This is a genomic window from Microcoleus sp. PH2017_24_DOB_U_A (genome assembly GCF_020738205.1).
In the GTDB taxonomy this organism is placed as follows: domain Bacteria; phylum Cyanobacteriota; class Cyanobacteriia; order Cyanobacteriales; family Microcoleaceae; genus Microcoleus.
In genome coordinates this window covers 1-13,430 of the sequence record NZ_JAEQCT010000139.1, presented here as the reverse complement: position 1 = coordinate 13,430, position 13,430 = coordinate 1, and the positions used below count along the sequence as shown (strand labels likewise).

The 13,430-nt window shown below is 44.4% G+C and carries 13 protein-coding genes; 8 read left to right on the top strand and 5 right to left on the bottom strand.

Going from position 1 to position 13,430, the window contains the following annotated elements; translation table 11 throughout:
* On the bottom strand, positions 1–1,475 hold a 1,475-nt coding region (locus tag JGK07_RS30175; RefSeq protein WP_293243377.1), incomplete at its 3' end, for a DUF4114 domain-containing protein.
* Between the two features lie 970 nt (positions 1,476–2,445).
* On the bottom strand, positions 2,446–4,083 hold the full coding sequence (locus JGK07_RS30170) for a PEP-CTERM sorting domain-containing protein (RefSeq protein ID WP_293182996.1): 1,638 nt from the start codon (positions 4,081–4,083) through the stop codon (positions 2,446–2,448).
* 141 nt (positions 4,084–4,224) lie between these two features.
* Between JGK07_RS30170 and JGK07_RS30165 the strand changes: the two genes are divergently transcribed.
* From JGK07_RS30165 to JGK07_RS30150, 4 genes are all read left to right on the top strand, one after another.
* Positions 4,225–4,473, top strand: coding sequence for a hypothetical protein (locus JGK07_RS30165; RefSeq protein ID WP_293182998.1), 249 nt, complete (start codon positions 4,225–4,227; stop codon positions 4,471–4,473).
* Positions 4,474–5,611: 1,138 nt separating this feature from the next.
* On the top strand, positions 5,612–6,412 hold the full coding sequence (gene mobV / locus JGK07_RS30160) for a MobV family relaxase (RefSeq protein ID WP_293191339.1): 801 nt from the start codon (positions 5,612–5,614) through the stop codon (positions 6,410–6,412).
* A 64-nt stretch (positions 6,413–6,476) separates the two neighbouring features.
* The gene (locus JGK07_RS30155) at positions 6,477–7,658 is read left to right on the top strand and encodes a hypothetical protein (RefSeq protein WP_325315433.1); all 1,182 of its coding nucleotides are present in this window, start codon (positions 6,477–6,479) and stop codon (positions 7,656–7,658) included.
* Between the two features lie 122 nt (positions 7,659–7,780).
* Positions 7,781–7,984: a 4-oxalocrotonate tautomerase family protein gene (locus JGK07_RS30150; RefSeq protein WP_293199291.1), complete on the top strand. Its 204-nt coding sequence runs from the start codon at positions 7,781–7,783 to the stop codon at positions 7,982–7,984.
* A 160-nt stretch (positions 7,985–8,144) separates the two neighbouring features.
* On the opposite strand, the gene JGK07_RS30145 is transcribed toward JGK07_RS30150, so the two are convergent.
* The gene (locus JGK07_RS30145; RefSeq protein WP_293187029.1) at positions 8,145–8,735 is read right to left on the bottom strand and encodes a hypothetical protein; all 591 of its coding nucleotides are present in this window, start codon (positions 8,733–8,735) and stop codon (positions 8,145–8,147) included.
* A gap of 78 nt (positions 8,736–8,813) precedes the next feature.
* The gene (locus JGK07_RS30140; RefSeq protein ID WP_293187028.1) at positions 8,814–9,281 is read right to left on the bottom strand and encodes a MarR family transcriptional regulator; all 468 of its coding nucleotides are present in this window, start codon (positions 9,279–9,281) and stop codon (positions 8,814–8,816) included.
* Between the two features lie 290 nt (positions 9,282–9,571).
* On the opposite strand from JGK07_RS30140, the gene egtD reads away from it, so the two are divergent.
* The 3 genes from egtD (at position 9,572) to JGK07_RS30125 (ending at position 11,669) form a co-directional block, all read left to right on the top strand.
* Entirely contained in the window at positions 9,572–10,603 is a 1,032-nt protein-coding gene (gene egtD / locus JGK07_RS30135; RefSeq protein WP_293187027.1) for an L-histidine N(alpha)-methyltransferase, read from the top strand.
* Between the two features lie 59 nt (positions 10,604–10,662).
* Positions 10,663–11,340, top strand: a complete 678-nt coding sequence (locus JGK07_RS30130; RefSeq protein ID WP_293187026.1) for a response regulator transcription factor — start codon at positions 10,663–10,665, stop codon at positions 11,338–11,340.
* Between the two features lie 65 nt (positions 11,341–11,405).
* A complete protein-coding gene (locus JGK07_RS30125; protein WP_293224659.1) occupies positions 11,406–11,669 on the top strand; it encodes a winged helix-turn-helix transcriptional regulator in 264 nt (87 codons plus the stop codon).
* A 126-nt stretch (positions 11,670–11,795) separates the two neighbouring features.
* On the opposite strand, the gene JGK07_RS30120 is transcribed toward JGK07_RS30125, so the two are convergent.
* Positions 11,796–12,386, bottom strand: a complete 591-nt coding sequence (locus tag JGK07_RS30120) for a carboxymuconolactone decarboxylase family protein (RefSeq protein ID WP_293187025.1) — start codon at positions 12,384–12,386, stop codon at positions 11,796–11,798.
* A 178-nt stretch (positions 12,387–12,564) separates the two neighbouring features.
* Between JGK07_RS30120 and JGK07_RS30115 the strand changes: the two genes are divergently transcribed.
* Positions 12,565–13,143, top strand: a complete 579-nt coding sequence (locus tag JGK07_RS30115) for a TetR/AcrR family transcriptional regulator (RefSeq protein ID WP_293187024.1) — start codon at positions 12,565–12,567, stop codon at positions 13,141–13,143.
* Positions 13,144–13,430: the final 287 nt, after the last annotated feature.

Here is a 13,430-nt window from a genome sequence, read left to right as displayed (position 1 = left end):
TCGTAAACTTTACCGCCTGTAAAGCTGATTTGTTCTCCCACTTTGTAAGCAGGTAAAACATCAAATTGCAAGTTTTTAGGAGCTGTATTTGTTGGCGGTGTCGGAGTTGGCGGCGTAGGTGTCGGAGTTGGCGGTGTCGGAGTTGGCGTAACTGTAGCTTCTTTGACACTAAAGCTTTTGAGTACCGTCTCGCTGGTAGCGCCTGCTTTGTCATAGGCGATCGCCTTTAATTCATAATTCCCCGCCCCTAAAGCAGGTAGAGAATAACTAAAAGTTGCCAACCCCTGACTGCCGGCTGTAAAATTCGTTGCATCTGCTAAATTAGTCCACTCATCGCCTGCTTTTCGCAATGATAATTTTATTCTGTCTAGGTCGATCGCCCCATTACCATCGATTACTTTTCCACTTGTTAACTCAATCGTTTCACCAATTTTATAAATGGCTTTTAAATCGAACTGTAAGTCTTTCGGTGGCGTATTTATTGGTGGCTTTGATTTGAGAAAATCGATAAATTTCTTCCCGCCTTCAGAAGTAGTCCAATCCTTAGCCGGATTAATTACTTCTTTCAACGGTACAGCTTTGCCGATCGCACCTGTCAACTTAAAAATAACATCCTGATAATCGCCATCCGAACCCGTATCAACCCGCTGATCCTCTAGGGAAAATACCAAGCCACCACCATCAACGTCCGCTATTTGACCGTACAACCAAGCATCATTTGGGTTGAGACTAGATAACGAAAACAGCGGGCGCTTATCTCCACCAATATCGGGATTGTTAAAAACCTCTTGCACTGTACCATTTGGCACCAACATTACAGCATAAGCCTTTCCGGGAGTTGTGGTAAATGTCTTCACGCCCTGATACGGCCCATCATTATAATTTTCTTCTCCCAAAGTGCCACGAAATAGAGGATTTCCCCCCTCTACGGATTCAAAAATCGTGATATGACCCAATACAGAATTACTCAGCGATCGTCTGGCAGCTTCCTTCATAAATCCCTTATAATCTGAAGCAAATCGCTCCATACCATCGAGACTAAAAATAGCTATTTCCCCTTGATATCTGCCGCCATCGTTGAGAAAATCGAAGCCTACTTCACTTTTTTGCGAGACAAAAAATCCCGCATCAACCCCCAAACCGCTTAACGGATCGATTCTACCATCGGCAGTTAAACTGACTTGATAATTTGTGTAGCCGGAAACAGGAGAAATATTTAAAATATAATCCGCCGCCCCTAAATTATCGATGTTAATAATTCCAGCTTTTACGTCGCTAGTTGAAATACTTTTGATTACCTTCCCTTCTTTGTCGCGCAGTTCCATATTGATATCGCCACTAACACCGATCGCGGAGATGCGGGCGCTACCCATCCTGGGAAGACTGAAAAAATAGCTATCTTTAGGATCGGTGTTATCCGTAGAACCGATCGAGAAATAGTTATCGTTGAGGCTACCGATTTGAATATTGGACATTTTATACACCCCTTTCCTTAATCAACTTAGGTTTATCAAAAAACAACGACCCGGAAATAAATACAGGTATGGCGAATTTTTAATACTTAAACTGTCGTTTAAGATGCTTTGCCTCACTCAGAATGATAATATGAGGCTTTAATGGATGAATCATGAAAATCTTTTTGACGAACTATATTATTAGGCATTTTTTCTCTCCTGTCAATCGATATTTTGATGAAGACTTGATGAAGGCTTTATGAAGATTTGACAAACCATTTGAGTTTTTACTCCTGTTTTGTATAAGTTCGATCGAACGCTGGTAATTTGCAATTTGTCAACTGGTAAGACAGAATTTTTAGTGGCATTTTATAAAACAATCCTGGCAATTTCTAGCGATCGCACGCAGGGCAAAAAACCCAGTTTCTGTTGTTGATGCACGAGTCCCACAGCCAGCGAGGGTTAAAGGTAGAGTTCCCGTCACCCTCAAAAATCGGCCGTTACTTATCTATCTGGAAGCAGGCGTTAGTTTTATGCAGAACGCTGCCTAATCTTCATAAAACTTTATAAATTGGAGAATGGAGCCGCCAGAAGTCGGCTCAGGAAGGGATCTCGCCAAAATATTCTCGAACCGGAACTTACCCCCACACGGCGAAGTTTCGTTGTTGTGGCGCGCCCTCAACCTTGCCGAACCGCCCCCCACACGGCGAAGTTTCGTTGTTGTGGCGCGCCCTCAACCTTGCCAAACCGCAACTGCCACCGTACCCACAGCCTCTACCCATGGGTAATAAGTTAAGCCTGTATGGCAGTTGTCAAGGGGATACCAGAAATCGGACTTGTTCTTTGCGGGCGATTATTCAGCAAACCCTAAGCTGTTTCGCATTTAAACTGGGATTTTTGAGTGCTGAAACCGCAAGCCTTGCCGAGATAGCCCGATCGATTTAAATGTAAAACAGCTTAATTAAATATAATCGATCGCCCCCGCAAAAGATTACTTGACTTGCACTTTTCGATCGCTGCGTTTGCGTTTCCATAACAAGCCGCCGAAAATTGCAGCCGCAGTTACTATCCCTCCAATTTCTGAAGGTTCGGGAACAGGTTCAGCACCATCGATCGCCCGCATTTTAAACGAGAACTTATCCCGATTTGATTCTAATTTTATTGGGAATGCTAGAGGGTTAGTCGGCTCGATTGGTGCATCGATACCGAGTACGCTAAACTCCGATACGCCGTAACCGAGCAAAGCCACAAAATCCACTATTTCATTAGGCTTGAATTTGCCGATTTCTTGACCGCCAACTGCGATAGAAAAAAGTTCGTCAGCATCAATACCGCTGGGCAAACTGAGAATTTTCGTAAATAGCGATGGTTCGGTTGGCTTGGGATTAAATGCGATCGGACTTGACCCAACAATATCCTCGCCGATTTTGAACGCAAAACCCGCCGAGGTTGGCGGGTCAAACCACAGGCGATTTGCTACATTATTAAAAATATGCCAACCATCCTCAAAACGATCGGGTAATACAGGATTGCGCTGAGAACTACCGCTGATAGGATCGAGCAGAAAAGCATGATTTGTACCAGTCGCGCGGTTAATCCCTTGACCGACAATTTGACCGCGATCGTTAATGCCGCTGATTTGCTGTAAAAACCACCCAGAATCAGCAGGAATCAAACTGTTAAGGTTAGCCATTTCGCCGTCTTCCCAGATTAAACCGTGACTGAGGCTGCCATTGACACTTGTGTTACCAAAACCGACTGCTTGTCCTTTATTATTAATTGCAACCCCGTAATTGACATTGCCACCGAGAGTTTTGAGTTCTGTAAGTTTACCGTTTGACCAAATAACAGGTTTACTTTGCCGAGTGTTCTTATCTGCTGAATGGCCGATCGCCTGTCCCAAATCGTTGATATCGTAAGCAATACTGTCGTTGTGTCCTTCCAGAGTTCCCAAGTCTACGATCGTGCCATTTTCCCACAAGGCAGCATGAGTTATGCCGAAAACAAGACCGGAATAACCAACTACTTGCCCTTTGTTATTGATACTCATAGCCCCGCCATTGAAACCAAGAGTATCGAGTTTTGTCATTACACCGCTTTGCCATACAAAGGGGTTAAATTGCTCTTGGGTAATGTTAAACTTACCAACTATTTGCCCAGCATCATTGATGTCACTAGCGCTACTGCTAATGCCACCAAAATAACCGAGGTCTGTCCTTTGACCGTTTTCCCACAAATAGGCATTATCCGTCCAATTTTCGCTGAGATATCGGCCCACAACTTGACCGGAAGTGTTGATTTGGTAAGCCCAAGTGCTGTCGGTAACTTCAGTCAATTGACCGTTTTCCCAAATCCAACCCACACCATTTTTACCCATTACCACTTGTCCGAGATTGTTGATACTGTAAGTGTTGCCGGGGCCGAGGTCTGTAATGGCATAGGAGGAAAAACCTGTATGGATACTGGCGGCGCTGACTGGTTCAACTACGGTAAATCCCAATAAAGTAAAAGCAGTCAGCGACAGACAACTTTGAACAAACCCGCGAGAGGAAGTTTGTTCAAACATTTTTTTTAATTTTTTCACGTGCACCTCAGAGTCGATGGTTGGGTTGGCATTGCTTGTTTGCATAGAAAACGAGTTCCCTGTATATCTATCAGGGTGTCGATCGAGATTTTATGCGCTGACGCGACAATTTGTTACAAAAATTTACTAAAACTTACGCCTCGCCGTCCAGAAACCGAGTTTTCTACGACAATACTAGGTTCCAGAATGATAATCGCTGTCGGTGGGAGAGTCCACCAACAGCGATTATTCGATCGTCATTATTATTCAATTACATTTCTAGACATTGCGGGTATGGCTCAAGGGCGAAAAATTTTGAAGCAAGCGGTGTTGGAATTCCTAGTTCACGGGCTGCGCTACGTATTCTACGCCCAACCAGGTTCCCTCTCGCGGGGACTGCCAAGGGCACATTCTGCTGAACCTTTGCAAAGCAAGCTGGTTTGTCTCACCATCTGAGGTTTATATCTGGCCCGACCCTGAGGGTATCGTGAGAGGACAGGCGATCGCGCCTCTGTACCGTTCAGTCCCCCAAGCTGCCAAGAACGATCCAAAACTTTATGCCTTACTCAGCTTGACTGACGCTATTTGAGTTAGTCGGGTGAGAGAGCAACGTTTAGCCGCTAGCGAACTTGAAAAGCTGCTTGCTTCAAAATAATGGAATCACTGGGTACCACAAGAAACTACGGTTTTTCGATCGACAATTTGCACAATATTTTTAAAAAAATGTGCTTAATGATACCGATTCGTAGCAGCAACCAAATTCGGGTTTACTACGATCGAACACTACCAAACTGCTACCAAACTAGATTTACCAATACTAAAACTACACTAAACTTGACGTTACAACACTCGTTCGCAGTTCATCTATTTTCGTACACTTTCATCTCATTTTTGTCCGCGAACGTTGTACTTTTGTCTATGAACGTTACACTTAGATCCATTTTAATCCACACACCCAAATATTCATATAGCACAAGGAATACAGGTGTTTTCAGACCATCAAAAATTGCATAGAATAGCAGGTAGGCATTGCCAAAAACCGAGATTCAGGCAAATACTACAGGGGGGCATGGAAGCAAATATTGCGCGTCTTTACTTACTCCGCATTGCGCCGTTTTTTACCATTTCAGTCACCGAATACTTGGGGGTATCGAAATACCTGTTTTTTTGACAAAAGCGCAGAATCGAAAAACCTATCTCAAAAAGCCTAATTTGCAGATCATAACTGATGCAATTGTTCAGCTTGCTGTTGGATAGTGCAGTTATTTTTGCTGCTATGAGTTAGGAGTATAGCGGTTCTCAAGCCACGCGCGGGGTACAAACCGATCTATGGATGCCCTATGCCCAATCCCCAAGGGTACCTCATCGAACAGAAAAGGGCTATACCAGTGATGCCCGTTACGATCGACTTTAAGGGACTTCTCCCGTGAACTCGCCCCCATCCACAAAATGACCCGACTTGGATAGATTTAGTGACACAGAAATTAGCCCAAGTTACGATCGACTTCTTGGCAATTATTTAACCACAGAGTCTCAAAAGCATAAGTCAAAAGCATAAGAAAGCGAGCAAAACTTGGGAGGTGAGGACACCGCCATGTTTCGTACACCACAAGCCATTTTGAGAGTTGGAAAACTTAAATCGATCGAATGTTTGAGAACAGCGGCCAGACATAACAGCCGAACCACTGTCGTACCAAATGCTGACAAAAACAAGACTGTTGAAATCTTGCAAGGCCAAACATCGCCCGAAGCAGTCGTAGAACTAGCACGGGCAAAAATTGGCTCTCAAAAAGTCCGAAAAGATGCAGTCATTGCCGCAGACATCCTCCTGGGGGCTTCCCCCAGCTACTTCAGACCCTCTTGCCCGGAAGACTATGGGTACTGGCAGCAAAAGCAACTGGTTCTATGGACAGAAGCTTCAACTAACTGGCTCGAAGAACACGTAGGGAGTAACATTCTTCAAACCGCCCTGCACCTCGATGAAGCCACTCCCCACATCCACTGTCTCTGGGTACCTATCAACAATGAGGGAAAACTCAGCTACAGGAGTACGGAGTTTGGAGGAACAAGAAGTAGCTTGAGCAAACTTCAAGACAGCTATGCCGCAGCCGTTGCCGACTTGGGCATCGAACGTGGCATCAAATTCTCGCCGGCACGGCATCAAAAAATCCGACAGTATTACACTGCTGTCAACTCCCAAGAAACTGTATTAGATTTAAACTTATGGCTTCCCGAACCAGAACCAGAAGAAACTGCCACCAATTACAGGTCTAAGTCAATTGCCTTGCTACAGACTGGTTCCGACGCCATCAACCAGATGCTTGCAGAACGGCAAAGGGCTGTAACACAACAAGAACTCGAACGAGAAAAAGCTATCCTCGCTCAAAAATATTAAGATCGAACAGAAGCTATATGGGAAATCCGATCGCCAGTTTCTAGAGCGCGTTTTCCAAAAGTTGATGCTCAATTTTACCTGGTGGGTAAATCGCAAGGATGCCGAGGGTAATAATGTCTTTCAAGGCGGATTTTTGGGCTTAGATAATATCGGCGTATTCGATCGCAGTGCGCCACTACCGACGGGCGGATATATCGACCAATCTGACGGTACTAGTTGGATGGGGATGTATTGTTTGAATATGTTAAAAATCGCGCTAGAATTGGCAAAAACTAATCCAGTTTATGAAGATATTGCTACCAAATTTTTTGAACATTATCTCTATATTGCCGATGCGATGAATCACATTGGGGAAATGGAAGATTCCTTATGGAATGAGGAAGATGGCTTCTATTACGACGTGTTGCATTTTCCCGACGATCGCCAAATTGAAATGAAAGTGCGATCGCTAGTCGGCTTAATTCCTCTATTTGCGGTAGAAATATTAGAACCAGAAACATTACAGCAATTACCCAATTTCAAAAAGCGATTGGAATGGTTCATCAAAAATCGGCACGATTTACGCCGTAATGTAGCTTGCATGGAAACCAAAGGTAAAGGCGCGCGCCGATTACTGGCGATCGTTTCTAAAGACAAACTCCAACGCATTTTACAAAAGATGCTCGACGAATCAGAATTTTTCAGCGATTACGGAATTCGGGCAGTTTCTCGCTATCATGCCGAACATCCCTATTGCTTCTATACCAACGGTACCGAGTTTCGCGTCGATTACGAGCCAGCCGAGTCTACCAGTGGTTTATTTGGTGGCAATTCCAACTGGCGCGGCCCCGTTTGGTTTCCAGTGAACTTTCTTTTAATTGAATCGCTGCAAAAGTTCCATCGCTATCTCGGCGATGATTTCAAAGTTGAATGTCCGACAGGTTCGGGGCAAATGTTGACTCTGTGGGAAGTCGCTACCGAACTATCCCAGCGACTCACCCAGATTTTCCTCCGTAACCCAGCGGGACAACGCCCAGTTTATGGGGGTACCCAGAAGTTTCAAAACGACCCGCATTGGCGCGATTTGGTGTTGTTTTATGAATATTTCCACGGCGATAATGGCGCGGGAATTGGAGCCAGTCACCAGACGGGATGGACGGGATTGGTAGCGAAGTTAATTCAACAGTTGGGGGAATATGGGGATGAAGATCGAGTAGGGGAATCGGTGCTGGAAATCGAAGCAGGTAGTGAATCGATCGTTATTTAAGTGGGATGATAAAGGTACTCAATTACCAGTAATATAGATTGCGATTGGTGCCTAACCTACTTTGTTTTTTCCTAACATTGTACAAAGTTAATCCCCACGTTTAGGGTGTAGCAAAAATTAATATGCCATACATTAATATTCAGATTACCACAGGTTCTACAAGGACACAAAAAGCTCAACTTGTTAAAGAAGTAACTGATTCTCTCGTTCGGATTCTTGGCAAAAATCCAGAACATATACACATCGTCATTCAGGAGATTGCAGAAGAAGATTGGGGATTTGCAGGACTCCTGACAGATGATTGGAAACAGCAGCAAAACTCATAAGAAGAGTGATGCTGAAGTAAATTAGATAGTTTTGTAGGGTTGGTATTTTATAAGCCTCGTTGACGAATTATGTCAAACATTTTACCTGTTTAATTACCCCAAACCTAGATGGTGGAAAGTACCCACCATCTAGTCCGACGCTGCTGCCGTAACTGCTCTACTAATCTGCACTGACTTGACTCTTCGCTTTATCTAGTCTTCTTCCCCAAGGTTTGAGAACTGAGATCGCAATAATCACAACCAAAGAAATAACTTGAACGAAAGTTCCAATTAATACACCTTTGGCATCGAAATTATAAACCAAATTATTCAGGGCTTGTAATCCCTCCTGCCCTGACAATTTTTCAGCAGTATTCCCCCACGGAAATAGCCAGAATGTGCCAAATACAACCAAACCAGTCGTTAGTATCCACTTAGTAATTACCCAATAGAACTTGATAAATCCATAATTTGTCATCCAGCACAGAAATGTTGCTGTGATGACGGAACCAATCGCTGAAGGAATGACAATCCAGTCATCTAGAAGATTAATTGCTGAATCTAGAGCATTCAGTACGTCGGCATTAACTGATGTTGTGTTTCTAAGCGACAGTAGCAGCATACTCAAGACGCTTCCCGTCCAGAGCGCAGCAAAACCAATATGCGCTGATAGCAGCCAGTTTCTCTGACGGATACTCAATTTTGGCATTTTTCCTCCAAGGTACTTCGATCGAGAACAGCACAACCGCAAGACAGCAATGCTTTTAGTCATGCGGATCGATTGCTTAATATATTGATAGTTAATATATTAAGTAATTGTCCAAAAGTCAACATCATCAGGCTGGGATCGCTAAGAAAAGTTCTGAATGATTCGATCGAGGAGCTTGAGAACGATTTCCTGCTCTGCTTCGGAAATATTTGCAGTTGCCTTTTTAACGGTATCTGCACCAAGCGGTGGCAGAATATACATGAGTCTTTTGCCTTCTTCCGTCAGCCAGATGCGGACGACACGGCGATCTGCTGAGTTTCGTTCTCGGTAAACTAGGTTGCGCTCTTCCATGCGATCGACGACTCCGGTTAGTGTTGCGCCTAGCTGTTTGAGTCTGTCAGCAATACCTGTTGTAGTAATCCCATCTTCTTCCCATAGACAGCACAGAACTAGATAGTGAAATGGAGTCAGATCGTAAGGTTCGAGCCGCTCTAGAAAATCTCTGTACATCAGTTGAGATGCCAGTTTCAGTTGATGCCCCAAGTTGTGAGGAGCGAGAGCATATTTCCATTGCTGGAGAAAATTAGCATTGGACGATGAACTAGGCATTCGATCGAGGTATTGGTGATTAAGCCAAATAGTTAATGTATTAATTATGCTATAACAATCAATTACATAAACGACCGCAAGCGTGAGTTGGAATTGTCGAAGGTAATTTAGGTCGCTCGAGTGCGATCGAGTCTCTACAGACTAAATCGCGCTGGGTTTCGATCGCCGCGTTTCTCAACAAATTCTCATTTTCTCTTCAGGAGTGTTTCAGCTCGATCGGGGATCGTAGTTATTATCGAGGCAAATTTAGCTCCGCGATAACCTAACTTTATCCCCTAGCCCCTCACCAGATGAACGTCAATCAGATCGGGAGTGAATCGATCGAGCATCCCCGTTTTCGGTGGATTAATTTTAATACCATCGCAGGATCGATCGATGATGGTAGGGATGTCATCCAAGGGCTGAGTCAAAGCCAAAAAATGCTCCCTTGTCGTTACTTTTATGACGATCTCGGTTCGGAATTATTCGAGCAAATTACCGATTTACCAGAGTACTATCCCACCCGCACCGAGCAGGCGATTCTAGAACAATATGCCTCAGAAATTGCCGAGTTCACGGGTACCTGCGAATTAGTAGAATTAGGTAGCGGTAGCTCTCGGAAAACTCACCTGTTATTAGAGGCTTACAGTCAACTCGATCGTCAACTGCACTATTATCCGATCGATGTCAGTGCTGGCATTCTCAAGAGTACGGCTCTAGCATTGTTGGAACGCTACCCCAACTTAAAACTGTGCGGCTTGGCGGGGACTTACGAGCAAGCTCTGGCTCAATTGCCACCAGCAGAACTGGGGAACCGCATGGTGATTTTCCTGGGTAGTACGCTAGGGAATCTAACCGATCGAGAGCGTAGCAGTTTCCTGACCCAAATTCAACAGGCACTCCAGCCTGGAGAATTTTTCCTCTTAGGCGTAGATTTACAAAAATCGATCGAGACGATTGAAGCTGCGTATAATGATGCTCAAGGTGTGACGGCTGAATTTAACCTCAATATCCTCCGCCATCTCAATCATCGCTTTGGAGGTGATTTTGCACTCGATCGATTCGAGCATTTAGCATTCTACAATCGGGAGCAACATCAGCTTGAAATGCATCTCCGCAGTTTGGTAACTCAAACTATAGCTTTTGCAAACCTAAACTATCGAGTTAAGTTCGAGGCTGGAGAAACGATTCACACCGAAATATCTCGCAAGTTTCATTTACCAACATTAGTAGATAATTTATCGGCTCATGCTTTTAAACCTTTACAATTTTGGACAGATCCACAAGATTGGTTTGGCTTGTTGCTATGTCAACGTCAATGTACTGTAGGGGAGTATCCTTAAATTCCAAGCGATCGCTATCCAACGAAAAATCAATCCACAATCAAAAATCAAAAATCAAAATGACAGCACATATCCTCTTGGTTGAAGATGAAATTAAACTCGCCCGATTTATCGAACTGGAATTAGATAGTGAGGGTTATCGCGTCAGTGTGGCACACGATGGGATGGCGGGACTGAGTTTGGCGCGGGAGGCGGCACCGGATCTAGCGATTTTGGATTGGATGTTGCCAGGACTTACAGGCGTGGAACTCTGTCGGCGACTGCGATCGACTGGTATATCTATCCCCGTAATTTTACTGACAGCTAAAGATGAAGTCGGCGATCGCGTGACGGGTTTGGATGCGGGAGCCGATGATTATGTAGTCAAACCGTTTAGTATTGAAGAACTACTCGCGCGCATCCGTTCTCATCTGCGACGCACCCAAAAAACCGACGAAGATCTGTTGCAATTTGAAGATTTAAGTTTAAATCGACGGACTCGCGAAGTCCATCGCGGTAGCAGATCGATCAATTTAACTGCCAAAGAATTTGAGTTATTACAATACCTATTGAGTCATCCTCGCCAAGTATTTACTAGAGAGTTAATTATCGAAAATGTCTGGGGATTTGATTTTCTGGGCGACTCAAATATTATCGAGGTTTACGTTCGCTATCTCCGCACGAAGTTGGAGCAAAACAACGAGCCAAGATTGATTCATACCGCGCGGGGTGTCGGGTATGCTTTGCGGGAGCAATAGCAGCGATGAAGATTTCGATTATAACGTTAAAGTTGAGCGGCAGCAGATAGCCATGGACACTCTACATTTTGTGGATTCTCGACACAAACGGCGAATTACGCTTTGGTGAACTGAGGCGTAAAGTTGATGGCATCTCAACGAAGGTGCTTACCGAAAGATTGCGATTACTGGAATCGATTGAAGTAGTTCATCGTCACCATGAACCTACAATTCCACCTCAAGTTACCTACAGCTTGACTGAACGCGGAAAAGAGTTGTCTGGGACACTCGACCACCTCTACAAACTCGCTGTGCGTTGGTATGGCACGGAGGGAAAAACGGCTGTCTAGATTTTGCTGAATGCTAACAGATAACCTTTAGGCTGCTGTCCCTACACGTAACCCAACAGCCGACCCTCGATCGAATTCAAATTTAAAACATTTGGACTTTTATTTCGTTTCAACGCAACAGACTTCCTAGCTCTCAATATGTTTGCCAGCATTCCACCAAGACAAAGAACTCGCCGCCAGATCCAGCGGTGGTTTTTCTAAAGTTGTTGCCAGTGTATCATTCCATTTATTGTAAAAAGACATCATCGCAATCAGACTGACAATCTCCGCGATCGCTTCATCCTCAAAGTATTTACCCAATTCTCCAAAATCCTCATCCGTGACTGCATTGGGCATTTTATTAGCCTTATCAGCAACTGTCAACGCCGCGCGTTCGGCAGCCGAGAAACTGGGATGAGTCTGGTAATCGCGAATATTTTGAACTTTGTCCATCGACAACCCATATTTGAGAGCTAGCCCCGCACAATGCGCCGTACAGTACATACAACCAGCCGCACGGGATGAAACATACATCACGAGCAATCTGAGCGTCATCGAGGTTTTTCCCGCTGTCAGCAGCACTGCGCCAGTTAGTTCGACTACTGCCTTCATCACCGCAGGCTTATGTCCCATCGTCAGATAGTCATTAGGCAGAAATCCGAAAAATTCCTCCAGTTGCCCGAACATTTCATCATATGTGGCGAGTTCGGCAATGGGTTTGGGTGCAAGTCTGGGCATGGTTGTCTCCTGCGATTTGTTTGCATAATTACTCGATCGACAATTACTCAGGCTTAAACCCTTGCGGATGGGCTATACTGATGAAACAATAGTTTTTGTCGATATAGACAAGAATACACGTTTTTGTCGAACCCGTCAAGAATAAACATCGATAATTTTTAGCTAACTACCGATAACCATGCCGCGCCCTCGATCGTTCGATACCGATGCTGTCATAGAACAACTCTGCGATTATTTCTGGGAGCATGGCTATAGTGCGACATCTTTGGATGAGTTGGCGCAACTGCTGGGAGTCAAGCGGGGCAGTTTATTTAATGCCTTTGGCTCGAAGGAAGTGTTATTTTATGCGGCTTTCGAGCGGTACGAGCAAAAGTTTAAACTGGCGTTTGAGACGGATAAAAGTGGCGTTAATGCGATCGCCAATTATTTCCATAATGCGATCGAAATTGCGTCTACCAAAGGGATGGGGCGCGGTTGCTTTTTGGTGAATCTGTTGATGTCTGCCGAAATTCCCACTCCCGAACTTCAACAAGCGATCGATCTAGACGTAATTTTTATCAAAGACTTTTTTCACAAACATTTAGAACTAGCTCGGCTAGATGGGCAACTACCGCCGCCAATTTCTATTTCAGCCGGAGTCGATGTGTTGTTTAGTGCCACGATCGGAGTTTTCGCATTAGCGCGGATGAGAGCAACGCCTATGATGATTCAAGAGTTCGTTAAGAACAATTTTCGGGGATTGTTTCTCAAGGTGTAGGTGAGATCCTCCAACCTTGTCGAAAGAGCAAGATTTCAACAAAACAGCGCAAGAATCGGGCTTCAGCTTACTGGGGCTTTTCTCTACTATTGAGGTATGGAAATTTTTCTAGTAGTGAGCCAAAGATCGTGACTACTCAACCCATCTTCAAAACTGTAATGAACCGTGTCACTTTTGAAAGTGAAGGCGAAACCGCTCGTAAAAACATGGACAAAGCTACCCAAAAGTAGTCAATGTTAGACATCTACGTTAGTAATTTTAGTCCACAGTCCTAAAACTACAGGAAT

Coding starts and splice junctions, on each gene's coding strand:
- JGK07_RS30170 (WP_293182996.1), bottom strand. CDS start 4,083: ATGCAAACAAGCAATGCCAACCCAACCATCGACTCTGAGGTGCACGTG.
- JGK07_RS30165 (WP_293182998.1), top strand. CDS start 4,225: ATGATAATCGCTGTCGGTGGGAGAGTCCACCAACAGCGATTATTCGAT.
- mobV (WP_293191339.1), top strand. CDS start 5,612: ATGTTTCGTACACCACAAGCCATTTTGAGAGTTGGAAAACTTAAATCG.
- JGK07_RS30155 (WP_325315433.1), top strand. CDS start 6,477: ATGCTCAATTTTACCTGGTGGGTAAATCGCAAGGATGCCGAGGGTAAT.
- JGK07_RS30150 (WP_293199291.1), top strand. CDS start 7,781: ATGCCATACATTAATATTCAGATTACCACAGGTTCTACAAGGACACAA.
- JGK07_RS30145 (WP_293187029.1), bottom strand. CDS start 8,735: ATGACTAAAAGCATTGCTGTCTTGCGGTTGTGCTGTTCTCGATCGAAG.
- JGK07_RS30140 (WP_293187028.1), bottom strand. CDS start 9,281: ATGCCTAGTTCATCGTCCAATGCTAATTTTCTCCAGCAATGGAAATAT.
- egtD (WP_293187027.1), top strand. CDS start 9,572: ATGAACGTCAATCAGATCGGGAGTGAATCGATCGAGCATCCCCGTTTT.
- JGK07_RS30130 (WP_293187026.1), top strand. CDS start 10,663: ATGACAGCACATATCCTCTTGGTTGAAGATGAAATTAAACTCGCCCGA.
- JGK07_RS30120 (WP_293187025.1), bottom strand. CDS start 12,386: ATGCCCAGACTTGCACCCAAACCCATTGCCGAACTCGCCACATATGAT.
- JGK07_RS30115 (WP_293187024.1), top strand. CDS start 12,565: ATGCCGCGCCCTCGATCGTTCGATACCGATGCTGTCATAGAACAACTC.